Source organism: Quatrionicoccus australiensis (assembly GCF_020510525.1).
GTDB lineage: Bacteria > Pseudomonadota > Gammaproteobacteria > Burkholderiales > Rhodocyclaceae > Azonexus > Azonexus australiensis_B.
The window spans coordinates 2,302,133-2,317,317 of record NZ_CP075188.1; the positions used below are offsets into that span (position 1 = coordinate 2,302,133).

The window sequence follows — 15,185 nt, forward strand, 5'->3', positions numbered from 1 at the left end:
GCATGCAGTCTGATGCGACCACACGGGAGGCCTCCTTTTGGGTGGCCATTGTCTCCTCCTTGCCTTTTAGTCAGTAGAGGCGGCGTGGCAAGCTCGCCGCCTCTTTGGCTCAACCGGGAACGAAAAGGTGATTAACCCTTGAGTTGTTCCAGGATGGCCGGATTTTCGAGCGTCGAGGTGTCTTGCGTCAGTTCCTCGCCCTTGGCCAGACCACGCAGCAGACGACGCATGATCTTGCCCGAACGGGTCTTCGGCAGGTTGTCACCGAAACGGATGTCTTTCGGCTTGGCGATCGGACCGATTTCCTTGCCCACCCAGTCAGACAGTTCCTTGATGATGCGCTTGGCGTCGTCACCGGTCGGGCGCTGGCCCTTCAGAACGACGAAGGCCACGATGGCTTCACCGGTCAGGTCATCCGGACGACCGACCACGGCGGCTTCGGCAACCAGCGGGTTGGCAACCAGTGCGGATTCGATTTCCATCGTACCCATGCGGTGACCGGAAACGTTCAGCACGTCGTCGATACGACCGGTAATGGTGAAGTAGCCGGTGTCCTTGTCACGGATCGCGCCGTCACCAGCCAGGTAGTACTTGCCCTGGAAGTCTTGCGGATAGTAGGACTTGACGAAGCGTTCGTCGTCGTTCCAGATCGTGCGGATCATCGACGGCCACGGCTTCTTGCAGACCAGGATACCGCCCTGACCCCACGGCAGATCGGCGCCGGTCTCATCGACCACGGCGAACTGGATGCCCGGGAACGGCAGGGTGCAGGAACCCGGAACCAGCGGGGTTGCGCCCGGCAGCGGGGTGATCATGTGACCACCGGTTTCGGTTTGCCAGAAGGTATCGACGATCGGGCAACGGCCGCCACCGACGTTTTCGTAGTACCACGTCCAGGCAGCCGGGTTGATCGGCTCGCCGACGGAACCGAGGATGCGCAACGACGACAGGTCGAAGCTCTTCGGATGCACGGACGGGGTCGTGTCGGAGGCCTTGATCAGCGAACGGATCGCGGTCGGGGCGGTGTAGAAGATGGTGGCCTTGTGATCCTGGATCATCTTCCAGAAACGACCGGCATCCGGGAAGGTCGGCACACCTTCGAAAACGATTTCGGTAGCGCCGCAGGCGAGCGGGCCGTAGGTGATGTAGGTGTGACCGGTGACCCAGCCGATGTCGGCCGTACACCAGAAGACGTCCGACGGCTTGATGTCGAAGGTCCACTTCATGGTCATGATGGCGTGCAGCAGGTAGCCGCCGGTGGAGTGCTGAACACCCTTCGGCTTGCCGGTGGAGCCGGACGTGTAGAGCAGGAACAGCGGGTGTTCGGCTTCGACCCACTCCGGTTCGCAGACGTCGGACTGGTTGGCGACAGCGTCGTGCAACCAGGTGTCACGACCGGCAACCATGTTGACTTCGGCGCCGGTGCGCTTGAAGACGATGACGTTCTTGACCGAGTCGCAACCGCCCATGGCGAAGGCTTCGTCAGCGATCGGCTTGAGCGGGATGGCCTTGCCGCCGCGGAACTGGCCGTCGGAAGTGATCAGGGCAACCGCGCCGGCGTCGTTGATGCGATCGCGCAGGGACTGGGCGGAGAAGCCGCCGAAAACGATGGAGTGGATGGCGCCGATACGGGCACAGGCCTGCATCGCGCAGATGCCTTCAACGGTCATCGGCATGTAGATGACGACGCGATCGCCCTTCTTGACGCCCATGCCGCGCAGGGCATTGGCAAACTTGGCAACCTTGGAGAGCAGTTCCTTGTAGGTCACCTTGGTGACTTCGCCGTTGTCGGCTTCGAAGATCAGGGCGACTTTTTCGCCGAGACCGGCTTCGACATTGCGATCGAGACAGTTGTAGGAAACATTGAGCTTGCCGTCGGCAAACCACTTGAAGAAGGGAGCGTTCGATTCGTCCAGTGACTGGGTAAACGGTTGCTTCCAGGTGATGAATTCGCGGGCACGCTTGGCCCAGAATTCCGGATAGTCAGCTTCCGCTTCCGCGCACAGGGCACGGTAGGCATCCATCCCGGAAACCGCCGCATTCTTGACCATTTCTTCGGACGGATAAATTAGCTGCACGGACTCATTCGACATATTTTTCTCCTCTGCGGTACTTCGCGCTTTTGTTGAAACAACCGATCGGATCTCGGGTTTGCCCCGGGACTATTTAAAGCCGCCCAAGCTGGAGAACTGCTCACTCCCCTCGCCAGCGTTGAGGCGGCATTAGACGTTGATAATCTTACAAAGGCCTTACGAAATCACGCTGCGGCGCAGCAATTCGGCATATGCCGGAAGCGCAGCAGCAGCGTGATAAACTTCGCCTCCCCGACTCAGACCGAAGCCCCGATGAACTCTCCGATCAAGCATCTCGAATCCTTCATTTTCGCCAGCCGCTGGATCCAGGCACCGCTTTACCTTGGCCTGATCGTCGCCCAGATCGTTTACTGCTGGCTATTCATGGTTGAACTGAGCCACCTGGTTCACAACGCGATCGATGCAGCCCACATCAGTGAAGCCGAGATCATGCTGGCCGTGCTTGGCCTGATTGACGTGGTGATGATCGCCAACCTGCTCGTCATGGTCATCGTCGGCGGCTACGAAACCTTCGTTTCCCGCCTCGACCTCGACGACCATCCGGATCAGCCGGAATGGCTGTCGCACGTCAATGCCGGCGTCCTCAAGATCAAGCTGTCGACCGCGATCATCGGCATTTCGTCGATCCACCTGCTGAAAAGCTTCATCAATGCTGCCAACCTGTCCGAGCAAACGCTGAAGTGGCAGGTGATCATTCATGTCGTATTCCTTTTCTCCGCCCTGGCCATGGCGCTTGTCGACAAGACCATGACCCAGACCCTCGCTCTTCAAAACCAAAAACACCACTAAAAACGGAGTTCTTGCATGACCGCCATCAAACAGGAAGACCTGATCCAGTCCGTTGCCGATGCTTTCCAGTACATCAGCTACTACCACCCGCTCGATTACATCAAGGCGCTGGGTGAAGCCTACGAGCGCGAGGAATCCCCCGCTGCCAAGGACGCCATTGCCCAGATCCTGACCAATTCGCGCATGTCGGCCGAAGGCCACCGCCCGATCTGCCAGGACACCGGTATCGGCATGGTCTTCATCAAGGTCGGCATGCAGGTCACCTGGCCGGATGCCACGATGAGCATCCAGGAAATGATCAATGAAGGCGTGCGTCGCGCCTACGGCAACCCGGACAATCCGCTGCGCGCCTCGGTGCTCGCCGATCCGGCCGGCACCCGCAAGAACACCAAGGACAACACCCCGGCCGTCGTGCATTTCGAGATCGTCGAAGGCCACCACGTCGAAGTGATCTGTGCGGCCAAGGGCGGCGGCTCGGAAGCCAAGTCCAAGTTCGCCATGCTCAACCCGTCCGACGACCTGGTCGACTGGGTCCTGAAGAAGATCCCGGAAATGGGTGCCGGCTGGTGCCCGCCCGGCATCATCGGCATCGGCATCGGCGGCACGCCGGAAAAGGCCATGCTGCTGGCCAAGGAATCGATCATGGCACCGGTTGATATTCACGAACTGAAAGCCAAGGCTGCCACTGGCGCCAAGCTGACCCGTCCGGAAGAACTGCGCCTCGAACTGATGGAAAAGATCAACGCCCTCGGCGTCGGCGCCCAGGGCCTCGGCGGCCTGACCACCGTGCTTGACGTCAAGGTGCTGGATTACCCCTGCCACGCCGCCAACCTGCCGGTTGCGCTGGTTCCCAACTGTGCCGCGACCCGCCACTGCCATTTCCATCTCGATGGCTCCGGCCCCGCCAAGCTCGAACCGCCGAAGCTGGAAGACTGGCCGGCCGTCACCTGGACGCCGGACCTCAAGGCCGCGACGCAGGTCAATCTGAACACCCTGACCAAGGAAGAAGTCGCCGCCTGGAAACCGGGCCAGAAGCTGCTCCTCAACGGCAAGATGCTGACCGGCCGTGACGCCGCACACAAGCGCATTGCCGACATGCTGGCCAAGGGCGAAAAGCTGCCGGTCGACTTCACCAACCGCGTCATTTACTACGTCGGCCCGGTTGATCCGGTGCGTGACGAAGTCGTCGGACCGGCCGGCCCGACCACCGGCACGCGGATGGACAAGTTCACCCGCATGATGCTGGAACAGACCGGCCTGATCTCGATGATCGGCAAGTCCGAGCGCGGCCCGGTTGCCATCGAGGCGATCAAGGACAACAAGTCGGCCTACCTGATGGCGGTCGGCGGCGCTGCCTACCTGGTCGCCAAGGCCATCAAGTCGGCCAAGGTGGTCGGCTTTGCCGATCTGGGCATGGAAGCGATCTACGAGTTCGACGTCGAGAACATGCCGGTGACGGTGGCGGTCGACTCGTCCGGCATCAGCGTGCATGAAACCGGTCCGAAGGAATGGCAGGTCAAGATTGGCAAGATCCCGCTCAAGGGCTGATCTTTCAGCACCAACAAAAAGCCGGCTTCGCGCCGGCTTTTTTTACACCCGGAAAAACTAGTCGGTCGTCCGCTCGGACTGCGCCCGCTCGCTCAAACGGCGCTGCATTTCATCGAGCGGCAGGCCAAAATCGAACATTTTTTCGAGTTGACCGAGCAGGGGCATCAATTGCAGACCGGCTTGCCCCAGACAGGAAGCCATGAGCTCCGGTGATGGTTCAGCCAGTACGCTCTGCAGGCGACCGAGAAAAGCGTCCTGAGCGCCGAACAACCGGTCGGGAGCAGGATCGCCGGAGATGACGCGATTGCCACCGGCCGCCACTGCCGCTGCCAGCCGTTGGCGGGCCAGCTGCAACAGATCCGTGCCGCCTGGTACAGCGCCCTCCTCTGGCGAGGCCGCAACACCGACGCTGACGGTCAGATCAACCCGCTGCCCGCGCACCGAAATCTGGGCCGCCGCCAGGGCCTTGCAGACGCGACTGGCGAAACTCGTACACAACGCCCGGTTGGTCTGCGTCGCCAGGATGGCGATCTGGCCCGGCGCCAGCTGGCCGATGCTGTCCTCGCCGCGTATCTTGTTGGCCAGCAAGGCCGAGACCTTGCGCGCCACCCGTTCGGCAAGCTCGACACCATAGCTTGCGAGCAGCCTGTCATAGCCATCGAGGCCAAAGACCAGCACCCCGGCAGCACTGGCCGCCGGCAGTTGCTGCAGACTCTCGGCAAATTTGTTCGGACTCAGCAGAACGGTATCGCGGCCAGTACGCGCAAAACCCTCGTGAGCGACATCATGCAATCCGGCCAGAAGACCGACCTGCCCCATGATGTCGGTTGCCCCGGTAATGCTGCGCTCACCGGTATAAGCGCGGGCGGACTCATCCGCCGGCGCACCATCGGCAGCTTGCGCCAGCGCGAGAGAGCCGGGCTTGAGAGCCTGCTGGCGGCGCTCTTCGGCCGGATGCGCTTGCCCGAGCAGATGATCGAGCAACGCAGCCATGTCGGCCGGTGGCAAATGCTTGGGAATGAAATCAGTGACGCCACGCTGGCTGGCAGCGAGTTTTTCCTGGGCGGAGTAGGACTCCGAAACGACCATGAAAAACGGCATGCGATTGAGGCGGCACAACTTGTTTTCACGGATCTGCTCGACCAGCTCAAGCGCATCCAGCTTGGCCAGATGCCCGCCCGAGATGACGGCGACGATGGAACTGTCGAGGACCAGCGTCTGCCAGGCCGACTCGCCATCGGCATCCTCGCAAACCTTGAAATGTCCCTTCAGATATCTGGCCAGCGACGCCCGGGTGACCCGTGACGCATCGACGATCAGAACCTTCTGCAACTTTGTCATGGTGCTTTCGTAGCAGAGAACACCTGGCTGGCGCACTCCGGTATATGACTAAAGGAATACATCAGTTTATTCCAATTTTGCAAAGAAAGGTAAATCCAGAATGCATTTACCCATCTTTACAACGTGATGGACCAAGGATGCGGCAAGACCATCCCGGACTACTTGCCAGCGAGAAAAAACTAAGCCATAGTTCGCCTTCAATTTTTTCAGCCCAATCCGAATCCGCCATGACCAACGCCCGCCACTTCCGCCCCAGCCCTGCCCGTGCAGTGCCGGCTGCTGTCGTCCGCGTAGTCGTCGTAGTAGGCGTCGTTACAGACACGCCGTCGCGGATTGGGTAGCAGAAACAGCACAGACTTCCCCAAACCCCGCCGGCGCAAACCGGCGGGGTTTTGTTTTTGGAGCCCGCCGGTTGTGCCACCAACCAGCAAGGAGTACTCCATGACAGAAACCCTGACCGGTGCCCAGATCACCATCCGCCTGCTTGAACGCCAGGGCATCCGCAACGTCGCCGGCATTCCCGGCGGCGCCATCCTGCCCATTTACGATGCGCTCGGGCAGTCGACCGTCATCCACCACGTGCTCGCCCGCCACGAACAGGGCGCCGGCTTCATGGCCCAGGGCATGGCGCGGGTCAGCGGCCAGCCGGCCGTCTGCATGGCGTCTTCCGGCCCCGGCGCAACCAACCTGCTGACCGCGATTGCCGACGCCAAGCTCGACTCCATCCCGCTCGTCGCGATCACCGGCCAGGTGCCGCGCGCCATGATCGGCACCGACGCCTTCCAGGAAGTCGACACCTATGGCCTGTCGATTCCGATCACCAAGCATAACTTCCTGGTGACCTCGGCCGAGGAACTGCTCGAAGTGATTCCGCGCGCCTTCCGGATCGCCGCCTCGGGCCGCCCCGGCCCGGTGCTCGTCGACATTCCCAAGGATGTGCAGACGCAGGCCATCGAAGTCAGCGACTGGCCGGCGCCGGGCACCGCCCTGCCCGCTGTGCAGGCGGCGGCAGAGCAGATTGCCGCGGCCGCGGCGATGATCAACGCAGCGCAGCGCCCCATCCTTTATCTCGGCGGCGGCGTCGTGCACTCCGGCGCCGCGCGCCTGGCGGTCGACCTCGCCGAAAAGGCCAATTTACCGACCGTGATGACCCTGATGGCGCTGGGCAGCATGCCGGTCGATCATCCGCTGTCGCTCGGCATGCTGGGCATGCACGCGGCCCGCTACACCAACCTGGCGCTCGACGAATGCGACCTGCTGATCGCCATCGGCGCCCGCTTCGACGACCGCGCGACGGGCAAGGTGGCCGCCTTCTGCAGCCAGGCAAAAATCATTCACATCGACATCGACCCGGCCGAACTCGACAAGATCAAGACGGCAAACCTCGCCATCGGCGCCGACGTCGGCGAGGCATTGACGCAGTTGCTGCCGGCCGTCACTGAAAATGCCCGAAAAAGCTGGGTCGACCGGGTAGACGCCCTGCGCGCCGAATTCCCGCTGCACATGCCGGAGGCGGCCAATCCGCGCGCCCATTTCGGCCTGATCCGCGCCGTCGCTGCCTGCCTCGACGACGCCGCGATCATCGCCACCGACGTCGGCCAGCACCAGATGTGGGTGGCGCAGGCCTACCCGCTGCGCCGGCCGCGCCAGTGGCTGACTTCGGGCGGCCTCGGCACGATGGGTTTCGGTGTGCCGGCGGCGATTGGCGCGGCGCTTGCCGAGCCGCAGCGCACCGTGGTCTGCTTTACCGGCGACGGCTCGATCATGATGAACATCCAGGAACTGGTGACCGCCGCCGAGGAAAATGTGAACCTGAAAATCGTGCTCATGGACAACGCCTCGCTCGGCCTGGTGCACCAGCAGCAGACGCTGTTCTACGGCGAGCGCCTGTTCGCCTCGCAATTCAAGGTGACGCCGGATTTCATCAAGGTCGCCCAGGGGCTCGGCATTGCCGCGCTCGACCTTGATCTGGCGGCCGATCCTGCCGCCGCGCTGCAAGACGCCATCGCCCGACCCGGCCCCTGCCTGATCCACGCCAGCATCGATGTCGAGCAGAAGGTCTATCCCATGGTGCCGCCGGGCGCCGCCAACCGTGAAATGATCGGAGCCTGAAATGAACGCCACGAACCGCAACGAACAAACCGCCCTCGCCCGCGCCGTCCTGGAAATCGACGTCAATAACCATCCCGGCGTGATGTCGCACGTCGTCGGCCTCTTTTCGCGGCGCACCTACAACGTCGACGGCATACTCTGCCTGCCGGTGGAGGATGGCACGCGCAGCCGCATCTGGCTGCTCCTCAACGAGGATCAGCGCCTGCCGCAGGTCATCAAGCAGGCGGAAAAACTCGAGGATGTCATCGCGGTGCGTCGCCACCACGCCGAGCACGCCGTATTCAGCCAGCTCGAGGAGTTCTTCCGGCCCTGACCCCATGAGGGCGGCATCCGTTCTAAAATGTCGCCCTCATCACTGACCGGGAAACCGCCTTGGATACGCTGTCCTTCGACTGGCCGCAAAGCGCTGCAGCACTCGTCGCACACGCCGAACGGCGCAGTGACCTGGCCCGCCTGATCATGGCCGGCACCTCGCACGTCGACTCCTGGCTGATCGAAAACCGCATCCTGCCCGTGCTGCACGAAAAGCAGCCAGGCCGGCTGGTCTTTTCCTCGTGCTGCCATGGCGATGGCGAACGCACGGCAACACTTATCCCGCTGCCGGATGGCAGCGCCTTCGCCTGTGACGCGAGCGGCCGCTGGTCGGCCCTGGAAGCAAGTGCCGCCCTGCATGAAATCGGCCATCTCGGTTACCGCTTCGCGCCCGGCAAGCGCTGGCAGCACGGTTTCTCCGCCCGGATCGAAAGCGCGGACGGCACGCTGCAACCGGCCTCGCCGGAACAAGCAGCAGCCTTCTGGGAACAAGTCACCGGCGAGCGCCCGCACGGGTTTTCGGCCGGCGCACTGGATCAGGTCGAGGCGATCGGTCTCGACGTCATCGAACGCCTGTTCAGCACCCAGGGCCATCTCGGGCTCTAGGACATGCCCTAAGAAAGTTCGGGAAACAACACCTCGGTGTAGCCAAAGCGCGTCAGGTCGCGCATCCGCGTCGGGTAGAGACGGCCGATCAGATGATCGCATTCGTGCTGCACGACGCGAGCATGGAAGCCCTCGACCGTGCGATCGATGGCGCTGCCATCGGCAGCTAACCCCTGGTAGCGGATACGCGCATGACGCGGCACTTCGCCACGCAGGCCGGGGACCGACAGACAACCCTCCCAAGCGCTCTCCTCGGCATCACCAAGTGGCGTAATCAGCGGATTGATCAGGATGGTTTGTGGCACCGCCCCGGCATCCGGATAGCGGGTACTGGCTTCAAATCCGAAAATGACCAGTTGCAGGCCGACACCGATCTGCGGCGCGGCCAGCCCGACCCCGCCAGCGGCGACCATGGTATCGAACATATCCTCGATCAGTTCCTGCAAGGCCGGCGTTGCGAAGTCGCGCACCGGCACCGCCGTCTGCAACAGGCGCGGATCGCCCATGCGGAGAATGTTGCGTATCGTCATGTTGCCCCCTGTCCTGCGAGCGCTGCCGGGAGGCCGCGCTTAAACCCCGACCAGCTCGTACAGCCTGGCATCTTCCTGCACAATGTGCTTGACCAGCCAGTTGCGCAAATAGATCAACACCTCGAACTGCGCGGTCAGCGGGTTGTTGTGCAACTCGTCATAGAAGCCCTGCAGGCGGTCTTCAAAAGCATGGTGCTGATGCTGCTGGACATCGATGGCCGCGTAACCATAGTGTTCCATCATCCGCTCCTCGGCCCGGAAATGCACCTGCGCATACTGGCTCAATGCCTTGAGGACACGCGCCACCTCGCTCGCGCCCTGCTTTTGCGAGACGATTTCAAAGAGATCATTGGTCAGATCGAACAGGTAGCGATGATGCTCGTCGATGACATCAATACCGACGCTCAGACTGTCTTCCCAGCGCACCCAATCGGATTGTGAGGACTGTGGCAGCGGCAGATCGACAACCTGGTTCGGATCGATGATGTCGTCACGGTAAAGCTGGCGGATACGCAAGATTTCCGGCATCGCCACGTCAAAGGCAGCCACCACCAGCGGATCGAAATGCGATCCGGCCTGCTGGCGCACCCAGGCTGCCGCTTCCTCGACCGGCCACGGATCCTTGTAGGGCCGCGCCGAAGTCAGCGCATCGAACACGTCGGCCACGGCACAGATTCGCGCCAGCAAGGGAATTTCCTCACCCTTCAGGCCCTCCGGATAACCGTTGCCATCCCAGTGTTCATGATGGCTGATGGCAATTTCCTTGGCGGCCTGGATCAGGGTATCGGTTCCGGTCAGCAGGCGCGAACCGATCTCGGTATGCGTCTTCATGATGGCAAACTCGTCCGTGCTCAGGCGCCCGGGTTTGAGCAGGATGGCATCGGGAATGCCGATCTTGCCGACATCGTGCATCGGTGCGCATACCGCCAGCAGATCGCGCATTTCCTGTGGCAGGCCCATAGCCTTGGCGATGCTGGTCGAAAAATGCGTCATCCGCATGACGTGCATGCCGGTTTCGTTGTCACGATATTCCGAAGCCGTCCCCAGGCGCCGGATGGCATCGGTACGCGCCTCTTCCAGTTCAACTTCGCGCACGCGCAGCGTCTCGTTGATGATGCAGCGCGAGACCAGCACGGAAAGCGCACCGGCCAGATCGGTCATGAACTCCGCTTCGACGGCATCGGCCTGCCAGGCGGGATCAACGAAAAGCAGGACACGCCCGAGAGCCTTTCCCTGGTTGCACAGGGGCAGGACAAAACAAGCCGCATCAGCAGGCTCCGCCGACGGCTGATACGGATGCTGGTAACTTGCCGCCGTGATGAAAGCCTGGCCGGCATCGGCCTGGCCGGCGTAGGGATCGGCGTGCGAGAGCGCAGAATTTTCCCAGACCGGAGGCAGACCGAACTGGGCAACCTGGGTCAGGCCACCGCGGGAATTATTGAGCAGGATGGCACTGCGTGCTTCGACCCGGATTCCCGGCAAGCTGACCAGCAGATCGAAAAGCTTTGCGAGCATTTGGTCGAGATCGACATCGGCGCCGCCCAGTTTGGTCAGTTCAAAAACCAGCCGGCTGATTGCCAGGATTTCCTGATCCTTATCCATCGTCTGCCTTCGGTGCCCCTTGAAAATAAGGGCGGTATCCTACCTTCAGGAAAACCGGCTTTCCATGGACCAAAGTCCAATCGCACGACAAAAAGTGAATTTTTTGTAACAATGTGTCAGCAACCGCGCCCGCCGCTCATCCGCGAAAAACCGAAGCCGTCGCCGGACGAGGTGGGCAGGATGCAGATGGTCATCGCCAGCGAACGCGCCGATTTGCCGATATCGGCCGGGAATGGTGCGAACGGGATCGAGCGCTCGACGACTGATTTGATGAAGGCGATCTCCGCCGCCTGGTCGCCGGCATTAAGCACGGTGAAGGATTTCAGCGTGCCATCCGGATTCAGTCGGAACTGCACCGCAGCCGGCCGTACGCCCTTGCTGCGCGGATCGTTTTTGACAAAGGCCGAACTGCGGTTAAGGCGACGGATCAGGCCGTCGACGTACATTTCCAGACTGAACGGATCGGGCTGCGCTGCATTCGGTCGCAACTCCAGCGTCGCCGTGCCGGCTTCATCCTGGCGCGCCAGTTGCCGCGCTTCATCACGCGCCATGGCAAGCGAACGTTGCGCCAGTGTTGGCCGGGGAGCGGCCTTGGCCTCGCTGGCCAGCCCCTCGAGGAAGTTGTTCATGTCGGCTTTCTCGGCCGCCGACCATTTCGGGCTGGGTGCCACCGCGCGACCGCCCTGCTTTTGCGTCGTCAGCAGACGTTGACCGGTTGGCTTGCGTTCCGATTTTCTCGCCTGCAACGGTGTTTCCGGCATTTCTCCCGGCGGCACCGGCGGACGCTGGGCGAGGCTGGCCTCGAGCCGCGGCAGGCTTTTTTCGCCGGCCGGATCGCTGCGCGGAATGAGCAGCACCAGGGCATGGATCAATACCGAAACGGCGATTGCCCACAGCGGTGCACGCCGATGGAAAGAAAAGTCCTGAAGAAGCATCGGCGGCATTTTAAGCTACCGACCGGACAGAAACCCGTCCCGGCAAATGTAAAACCCGGTCAAACCCCGCTGCTTGCCAACTCAGGCACAGGCGCGGCGCAGTCCGGTCGGCGCCCGGGCCAGTTCCTCGCGCACCAGTTCGGCCAGCGTTGCCAGACCCTCAACGATCTGCGCCTCGTCGGCATGACTGAAATTCAGGCGCAGCGCGCCGCAGGCATTTGGTGCCTCCGGACAGAAGGGCTCGCCCGGCATGAAGGCGACGTTGCGCTCGATGGCGCGTGCGAGCAGTGTCCGGGTATCTATCCTTTGCTGCAGTTCGAGCCAGAAGAACAGGCCGCCGGCCGGCACCTGCCAGGTGGCCAGCCCCTTGAAGTTGCGCTCCAGCTCGCGCGCGAACAGGTCGCGCTTTTGCCGGTAGATCTCGACAATGCGGCTTAGCCGCGCCGCCCGTCCCGCATCCTGCAACTGGCCGAGCACGTACCACTGGCTGATCCGGTTGCTGTGCAGGTCGGCGGCCTGCTTCAGACGCACCAGCGGCGTCATCAGGTCGGGCGAAGCGACCAGGTAACCCAGACGCAGGCCGGGTGCCAGGCTTTTTGAGAAGGAACCCTGATAGACCCAGGACGCCTTCTTCAGGCGGGCGCAGACCGGGGTGCGTTCGCAGGGGTCGTAGGCAAGATCACTGTAGGGATCATCCTCGAACAGCGGTACGCCGAAATCGTCGCAGGCCCGGGCCAGCGCCTCGCGTTCGTCGGCATCGTAACAATGCCCGGTCGGGTTCTGGAAGGTCGGGATGGCATAGGCAAAGGCCGGCAGCCGGGCCGCGTCGAAGCCGGCGTGCGGCTGGCCGGGCGCGAGCGGCGTGAAAGTCGCGCCGAAATAACGGAAGACCTGCAACGCAGCGAGATAAGTCGGCGATTCGACGGCGACCGGCGTACCGGCATCGATGAACAGCTTGCCAACCAGATCAATGCCCTGCTGCGAACCGGAGAGGATCAGGACTTGCGAAGCCGAACATTCAAGGCCAAGCGCCGAGAGGTTCTCTGCAATCAGCTTGCGCAATTGCGGATCGCCCTCGCTCGGCCCGTATTGCAGCCATTTGGCCGGCACGTCGGCGAGATTCATGGTCGGAAAGGTTTCCGCCGCCGGCAAGCCGCCGGCAAAGGAAATCATGCCCGGCCGATCGATCACCGAAAGGATTTCGCGGATCGGCGAGGCTTCGAGATTCGCCACGCGGCGGGAAAAACGCAATGCTGAGTTGGGGGTATTCATCGATTAACGTCAATGCAGTTGACCTATGGACAGCCTAAGCACCCACCCCTATTATGTCAACATGATTGACCAAAAAAACCAGGATGAGCTTGAAGAATCCATCGAGCTCTTCTTCTTCGCCTACCGCGCCTTCACCTCGCGCCCGGACCGCATGCTGGAACAGCGCGGCCTCGGGCGCGTGCATCACCGCATCCTGCATTTCGTCGGACGCAATCCGCAAATCGCGGTCAATGCGCTGCTCGGCATCCTCGGCGTTTCGAAGCAGGCGCTCAACGCGCCGCTGCGCCAGTTGATCGACATGCAACTTGTCGCCGTGGATGTGGCCGAACACGACCGACGCGTCAAACAACTGTCGCTGACGCCGGAAGGAAAGCAGCTCGAAACCCAGTTGACCGGTACGCAAATGAAACATCTCGCCGCCGTCTTTGCCGCCGCCGGCCCGCAGGCCGAACAAGGCTGGCGGGCGGTGATGCGGACCATCCCGGAAAAATCCTAACCCGAACAGGAAACGCCCCATGCTCGACCTCTACATCGGCAACAAGAACTACTCCTCGTGGTCGCTGCGCCCCTGGCTGCTGCTCAAGCACTTCGCTATCCCCTTTGCCGAGCACATGGTCTCGGTCGCCGGCCGCGACTACAACCCGCTGCTCAAGCCGCTCGCCGGCAATGCACGCGTGCCCTGCCTGCACGATGACGGCTTCCAGATCTGGGACAGCCTTGCCATTGCCGAATACCTCGCCGAGCAAAATCCGGCTTTCTGGCCGGTCGACCGCCTGGCGCGTGCCCGCGCCCGCAGCATCTGCGCCGAAATGCATTCCGGCTTCGCCAAGCTGCGCACGGCGATGCCGATGAATCTCAAGCTCAAGCTCAAAGGCAAGCCGGCAACGCCGGAAGTCCAGCGCGACATCGACCGCATCATCGAAATCTGGGAAGAAGCGCGCAGCAAGTTCGCGACTGGCGACGGCCCCTACCTGTTCGGCGATTTCAGCGTGGCCGATGCAATGTTCGCCCCCATCGTCTGGCGCCTGCACATCTACAACGTCGCCCTGCCACCGCTCGCCGCAGCCTACAGCGCGACCATGCTGGCGCATCCGGCAATGCAGGAATGGTACGCGGCAGCCCTGCGCGAAACCGAGGCGCACGCACATTACGACAATCTGGCCGCGGAATACGGCGGACAACGCTGATTTGGCGCGCCCCCGGAAATTCGCCAGCGATGGCATCGAGAAAACCGGGCGGCGAAAAAAATATTTGAAAACAGTGACAACGAAAAGCAATTTGCTGCGTTAATGAGGGATACGAGTTGAGTTGCAGGTACACCAAGTGCGCAAATTTTTAATCTTTGTTCTGACTTCATTGGCCGCAATGGGCGTGCACGCCTGGGAGCCGATGAGTGGTGACATGCAGCAATTCCAGGAGGAGCCGCTGCAACAGCAGCTGCCCTCCACCGAAGCCATCGTCACGATCACGCCGGTCCCCACGCAGGCCATGGTCGTCGAACTCACCAGCTACGCCCCGAAGCCAACGAGCATCCGGCAAGCCAAAAAAGCCAAGGCCGCCAAGGTGGCGGGTGCAAAGTCCATGCTGTCCCGCTCGGCGCGCGAACAGATTGTGCTGGCAAATTCGGCGGCGAAGCAGGATGAGCCGACAGGACTCATTGCGTCGGATAGTGACGACGAGGAAAGCTCCCTTGATGATCTGGACCTCCACCGCTCCTTCAGCAAGCCCAGGGTGGCCAGGTCATTTGACCAGATGGATGAAGATGATGCGAGCACGGAGCTTCCGGGTCATATCAAGCTTCGTCTTTTGCTGGCAAGGATCAAGGCGGTCGATGCCTTCAACCTGAACCAGGCAAGCAAGGCATCAGGGAATGCTGACGACGGGCTCTCCGACGCCGTGAAGCTCCGCCTGCAAAGCGCGCGAGCACAGGCGGTGAAATTGCATGCCGAGAAATTCGGCAACAGCTGAAGACTCAAGCCGGAAACCGGCAAAGCGTTTCCCGCCATTGGCGGCATGAGCAACACTGCCGACTGAACCCCGCCACT

At 61.9% G+C, this 15,185-nt stretch carries 14 protein-coding genes; 8 read left to right on the top strand and 6 right to left on the bottom strand.

Going from position 1 to position 15,185, the window contains the following annotated elements; all coding sequences use genetic code 11:
- Positions 1-131: 131 nt before the first annotated feature.
- A complete protein-coding gene (gene acs / locus KI612_RS11110) occupies positions 132-2,093 on the bottom strand; it encodes an acetate--CoA ligase (RefSeq protein WP_226440150.1) in 1,962 nt (653 codons plus the stop codon).
- A gap of 252 nt (positions 2,094-2,345) precedes the next feature.
- On the opposite strand from acs, the gene KI612_RS11115 reads away from it, so the two are divergent.
- Together KI612_RS11115 and KI612_RS11120 are read left to right on the top strand one after the other, a co-directional pair.
- Positions 2,346-2,882, top strand: a complete 537-nt coding sequence (locus tag KI612_RS11115; protein WP_226440151.1) for a TIGR00645 family protein — start codon at positions 2,346-2,348, stop codon at positions 2,880-2,882.
- A gap of 15 nt (positions 2,883-2,897) precedes the next feature.
- Positions 2,898-4,430: a fumarate hydratase gene (locus KI612_RS11120; RefSeq protein ID WP_226440152.1), complete on the top strand. Its 1,533-nt coding sequence runs from the start codon at positions 2,898-2,900 to the stop codon at positions 4,428-4,430.
- Positions 4,431-4,487: 57 nt separating this feature from the next.
- On the opposite strand, the gene KI612_RS11125 is transcribed toward KI612_RS11120, so the two are convergent.
- Entirely contained in the window at positions 4,488-5,771 is a 1,284-nt protein-coding gene (locus KI612_RS11125; RefSeq protein ID WP_226440153.1) for a GGDEF domain-containing response regulator, read from the bottom strand.
- 441 nt (positions 5,772-6,212) lie between these two features.
- Between KI612_RS11125 and ilvB the strand changes: the two genes are divergently transcribed.
- From ilvB to KI612_RS11140, 3 genes are read left to right on the top strand one after another with little or no spacing between them, the layout of a single operon-like run.
- Positions 6,213-7,883 (top strand): acetolactate synthase large subunit, encoded by a 1,671-nt coding sequence (gene ilvB, locus KI612_RS11130; protein WP_226440154.1) that lies wholly within the window; start codon positions 6,213-6,215, stop codon positions 7,881-7,883.
- 1 nt (position 7,884) lies between these two features.
- Positions 7,885-8,196 carry an acetolactate synthase small subunit gene (ilvN, locus tag KI612_RS11135; RefSeq protein ID WP_226440155.1) on the top strand — a complete coding sequence of 104 codons (312 nt, stop codon included), beginning with the start codon at positions 7,885-7,887 and terminating at the stop codon, positions 8,194-8,196.
- Between the two features lie 59 nt (positions 8,197-8,255).
- Positions 8,256-8,801, top strand: coding sequence for a hypothetical protein (locus KI612_RS11140; RefSeq protein ID WP_226440156.1), 546 nt, complete (start codon positions 8,256-8,258; stop codon positions 8,799-8,801).
- Between the two features lie 8 nt (positions 8,802-8,809).
- Here the strand turns inward: KI612_RS11140 and def are convergent, their stop codons facing one another.
- The 4 genes from def to KI612_RS11160 form a co-directional block, all read right to left on the bottom strand.
- Positions 8,810-9,331 (bottom strand): peptide deformylase, encoded by a 522-nt coding sequence (def, locus tag KI612_RS11145; protein WP_226440157.1) that lies wholly within the window; start codon positions 9,329-9,331, stop codon positions 8,810-8,812.
- 39 nt (positions 9,332-9,370) lie between these two features.
- On the bottom strand, positions 9,371-10,933 hold the full coding sequence (locus KI612_RS11150; RefSeq protein WP_226440158.1) for a bacteriohemerythrin: 1,563 nt from the start codon (positions 10,931-10,933) through the stop codon (positions 9,371-9,373).
- 116 nt (positions 10,934-11,049) lie between these two features.
- Complete coding sequence (locus KI612_RS11155) at positions 11,050-11,877, bottom strand: hypothetical protein (RefSeq protein ID WP_226440159.1); 828 nt, start codon at positions 11,875-11,877, stop codon at positions 11,050-11,052.
- Between the two features lie 72 nt (positions 11,878-11,949).
- Entirely contained in the window at positions 11,950-13,140 is a 1,191-nt protein-coding gene (locus KI612_RS11160; RefSeq protein ID WP_226440160.1) for an aminotransferase-like domain-containing protein, read from the bottom strand.
- Between the two features lie 61 nt (positions 13,141-13,201).
- Between KI612_RS11160 and KI612_RS11165 the strand changes: the two genes are divergently transcribed.
- The 3 genes from KI612_RS11165 to KI612_RS11175 all read left to right on the top strand — a co-directional run bounded on the left by KI612_RS11165 (position 13,202) and on the right by KI612_RS11175 (position 15,108).
- Positions 13,202-13,636 (top strand): MarR family winged helix-turn-helix transcriptional regulator, encoded by a 435-nt coding sequence (locus tag KI612_RS11165; RefSeq protein ID WP_226440161.1) that lies wholly within the window; start codon positions 13,202-13,204, stop codon positions 13,634-13,636.
- Between the two features lie 19 nt (positions 13,637-13,655).
- Complete coding sequence (locus KI612_RS11170; protein ID WP_226440162.1) at positions 13,656-14,327, top strand: glutathione S-transferase family protein; 672 nt, start codon at positions 13,656-13,658, stop codon at positions 14,325-14,327.
- Positions 14,328-14,463: 136 nt separating this feature from the next.
- Positions 14,464-15,108: a hypothetical protein gene (locus KI612_RS11175; protein ID WP_226440163.1), complete on the top strand. Its 645-nt coding sequence runs from the start codon at positions 14,464-14,466 to the stop codon at positions 15,106-15,108.
- Positions 15,109-15,185: the final 77 nt, after the last annotated feature.

Bases quoted from the DNA above. Each gene is read 5' to 3' on its own strand.
- KI612_RS11165 (WP_226440161.1), top strand. From the start codon at position 13,202: ATGATTGACCAAAAAAACCAGGATGAGCTTGAAGAATCCATCGAGCTC.
- ilvN (WP_226440155.1), top strand. From the start codon at position 7,885: ATGAACGCCACGAACCGCAACGAACAAACCGCCCTCGCCCGCGCCGTC.
- KI612_RS11160 (WP_226440160.1), bottom strand. From the start codon at position 13,140: ATGAATACCCCCAACTCAGCATTGCGTTTTTCCCGCCGCGTGGCGAAT.
- ilvB (WP_226440154.1), top strand. From the start codon at position 6,213: ATGACAGAAACCCTGACCGGTGCCCAGATCACCATCCGCCTGCTTGAA.
- KI612_RS11120 (WP_226440152.1), top strand. From the start codon at position 2,898: ATGACCGCCATCAAACAGGAAGACCTGATCCAGTCCGTTGCCGATGCT.
- KI612_RS11170 (WP_226440162.1), top strand. From the start codon at position 13,656: ATGCTCGACCTCTACATCGGCAACAAGAACTACTCCTCGTGGTCGCTG.
- acs (WP_226440150.1), bottom strand. From the start codon at position 2,093: ATGTCGAATGAGTCCGTGCAGCTAATTTATCCGTCCGAAGAAATGGTC.
- KI612_RS11125 (WP_226440153.1), bottom strand. From the start codon at position 5,771: ATGACAAAGTTGCAGAAGGTTCTGATCGTCGATGCGTCACGGGTCACC.
- KI612_RS11155 (WP_226440159.1), bottom strand. From the start codon at position 11,877: ATGCCGCCGATGCTTCTTCAGGACTTTTCTTTCCATCGGCGTGCACCG.
- def (WP_226440157.1), bottom strand. From the start codon at position 9,331: ATGACGATACGCAACATTCTCCGCATGGGCGATCCGCGCCTGTTGCAG.
- KI612_RS11150 (WP_226440158.1), bottom strand. From the start codon at position 10,933: ATGGATAAGGATCAGGAAATCCTGGCAATCAGCCGGCTGGTTTTTGAA.
- KI612_RS11115 (WP_226440151.1), top strand. From the start codon at position 2,346: ATGAACTCTCCGATCAAGCATCTCGAATCCTTCATTTTCGCCAGCCGC.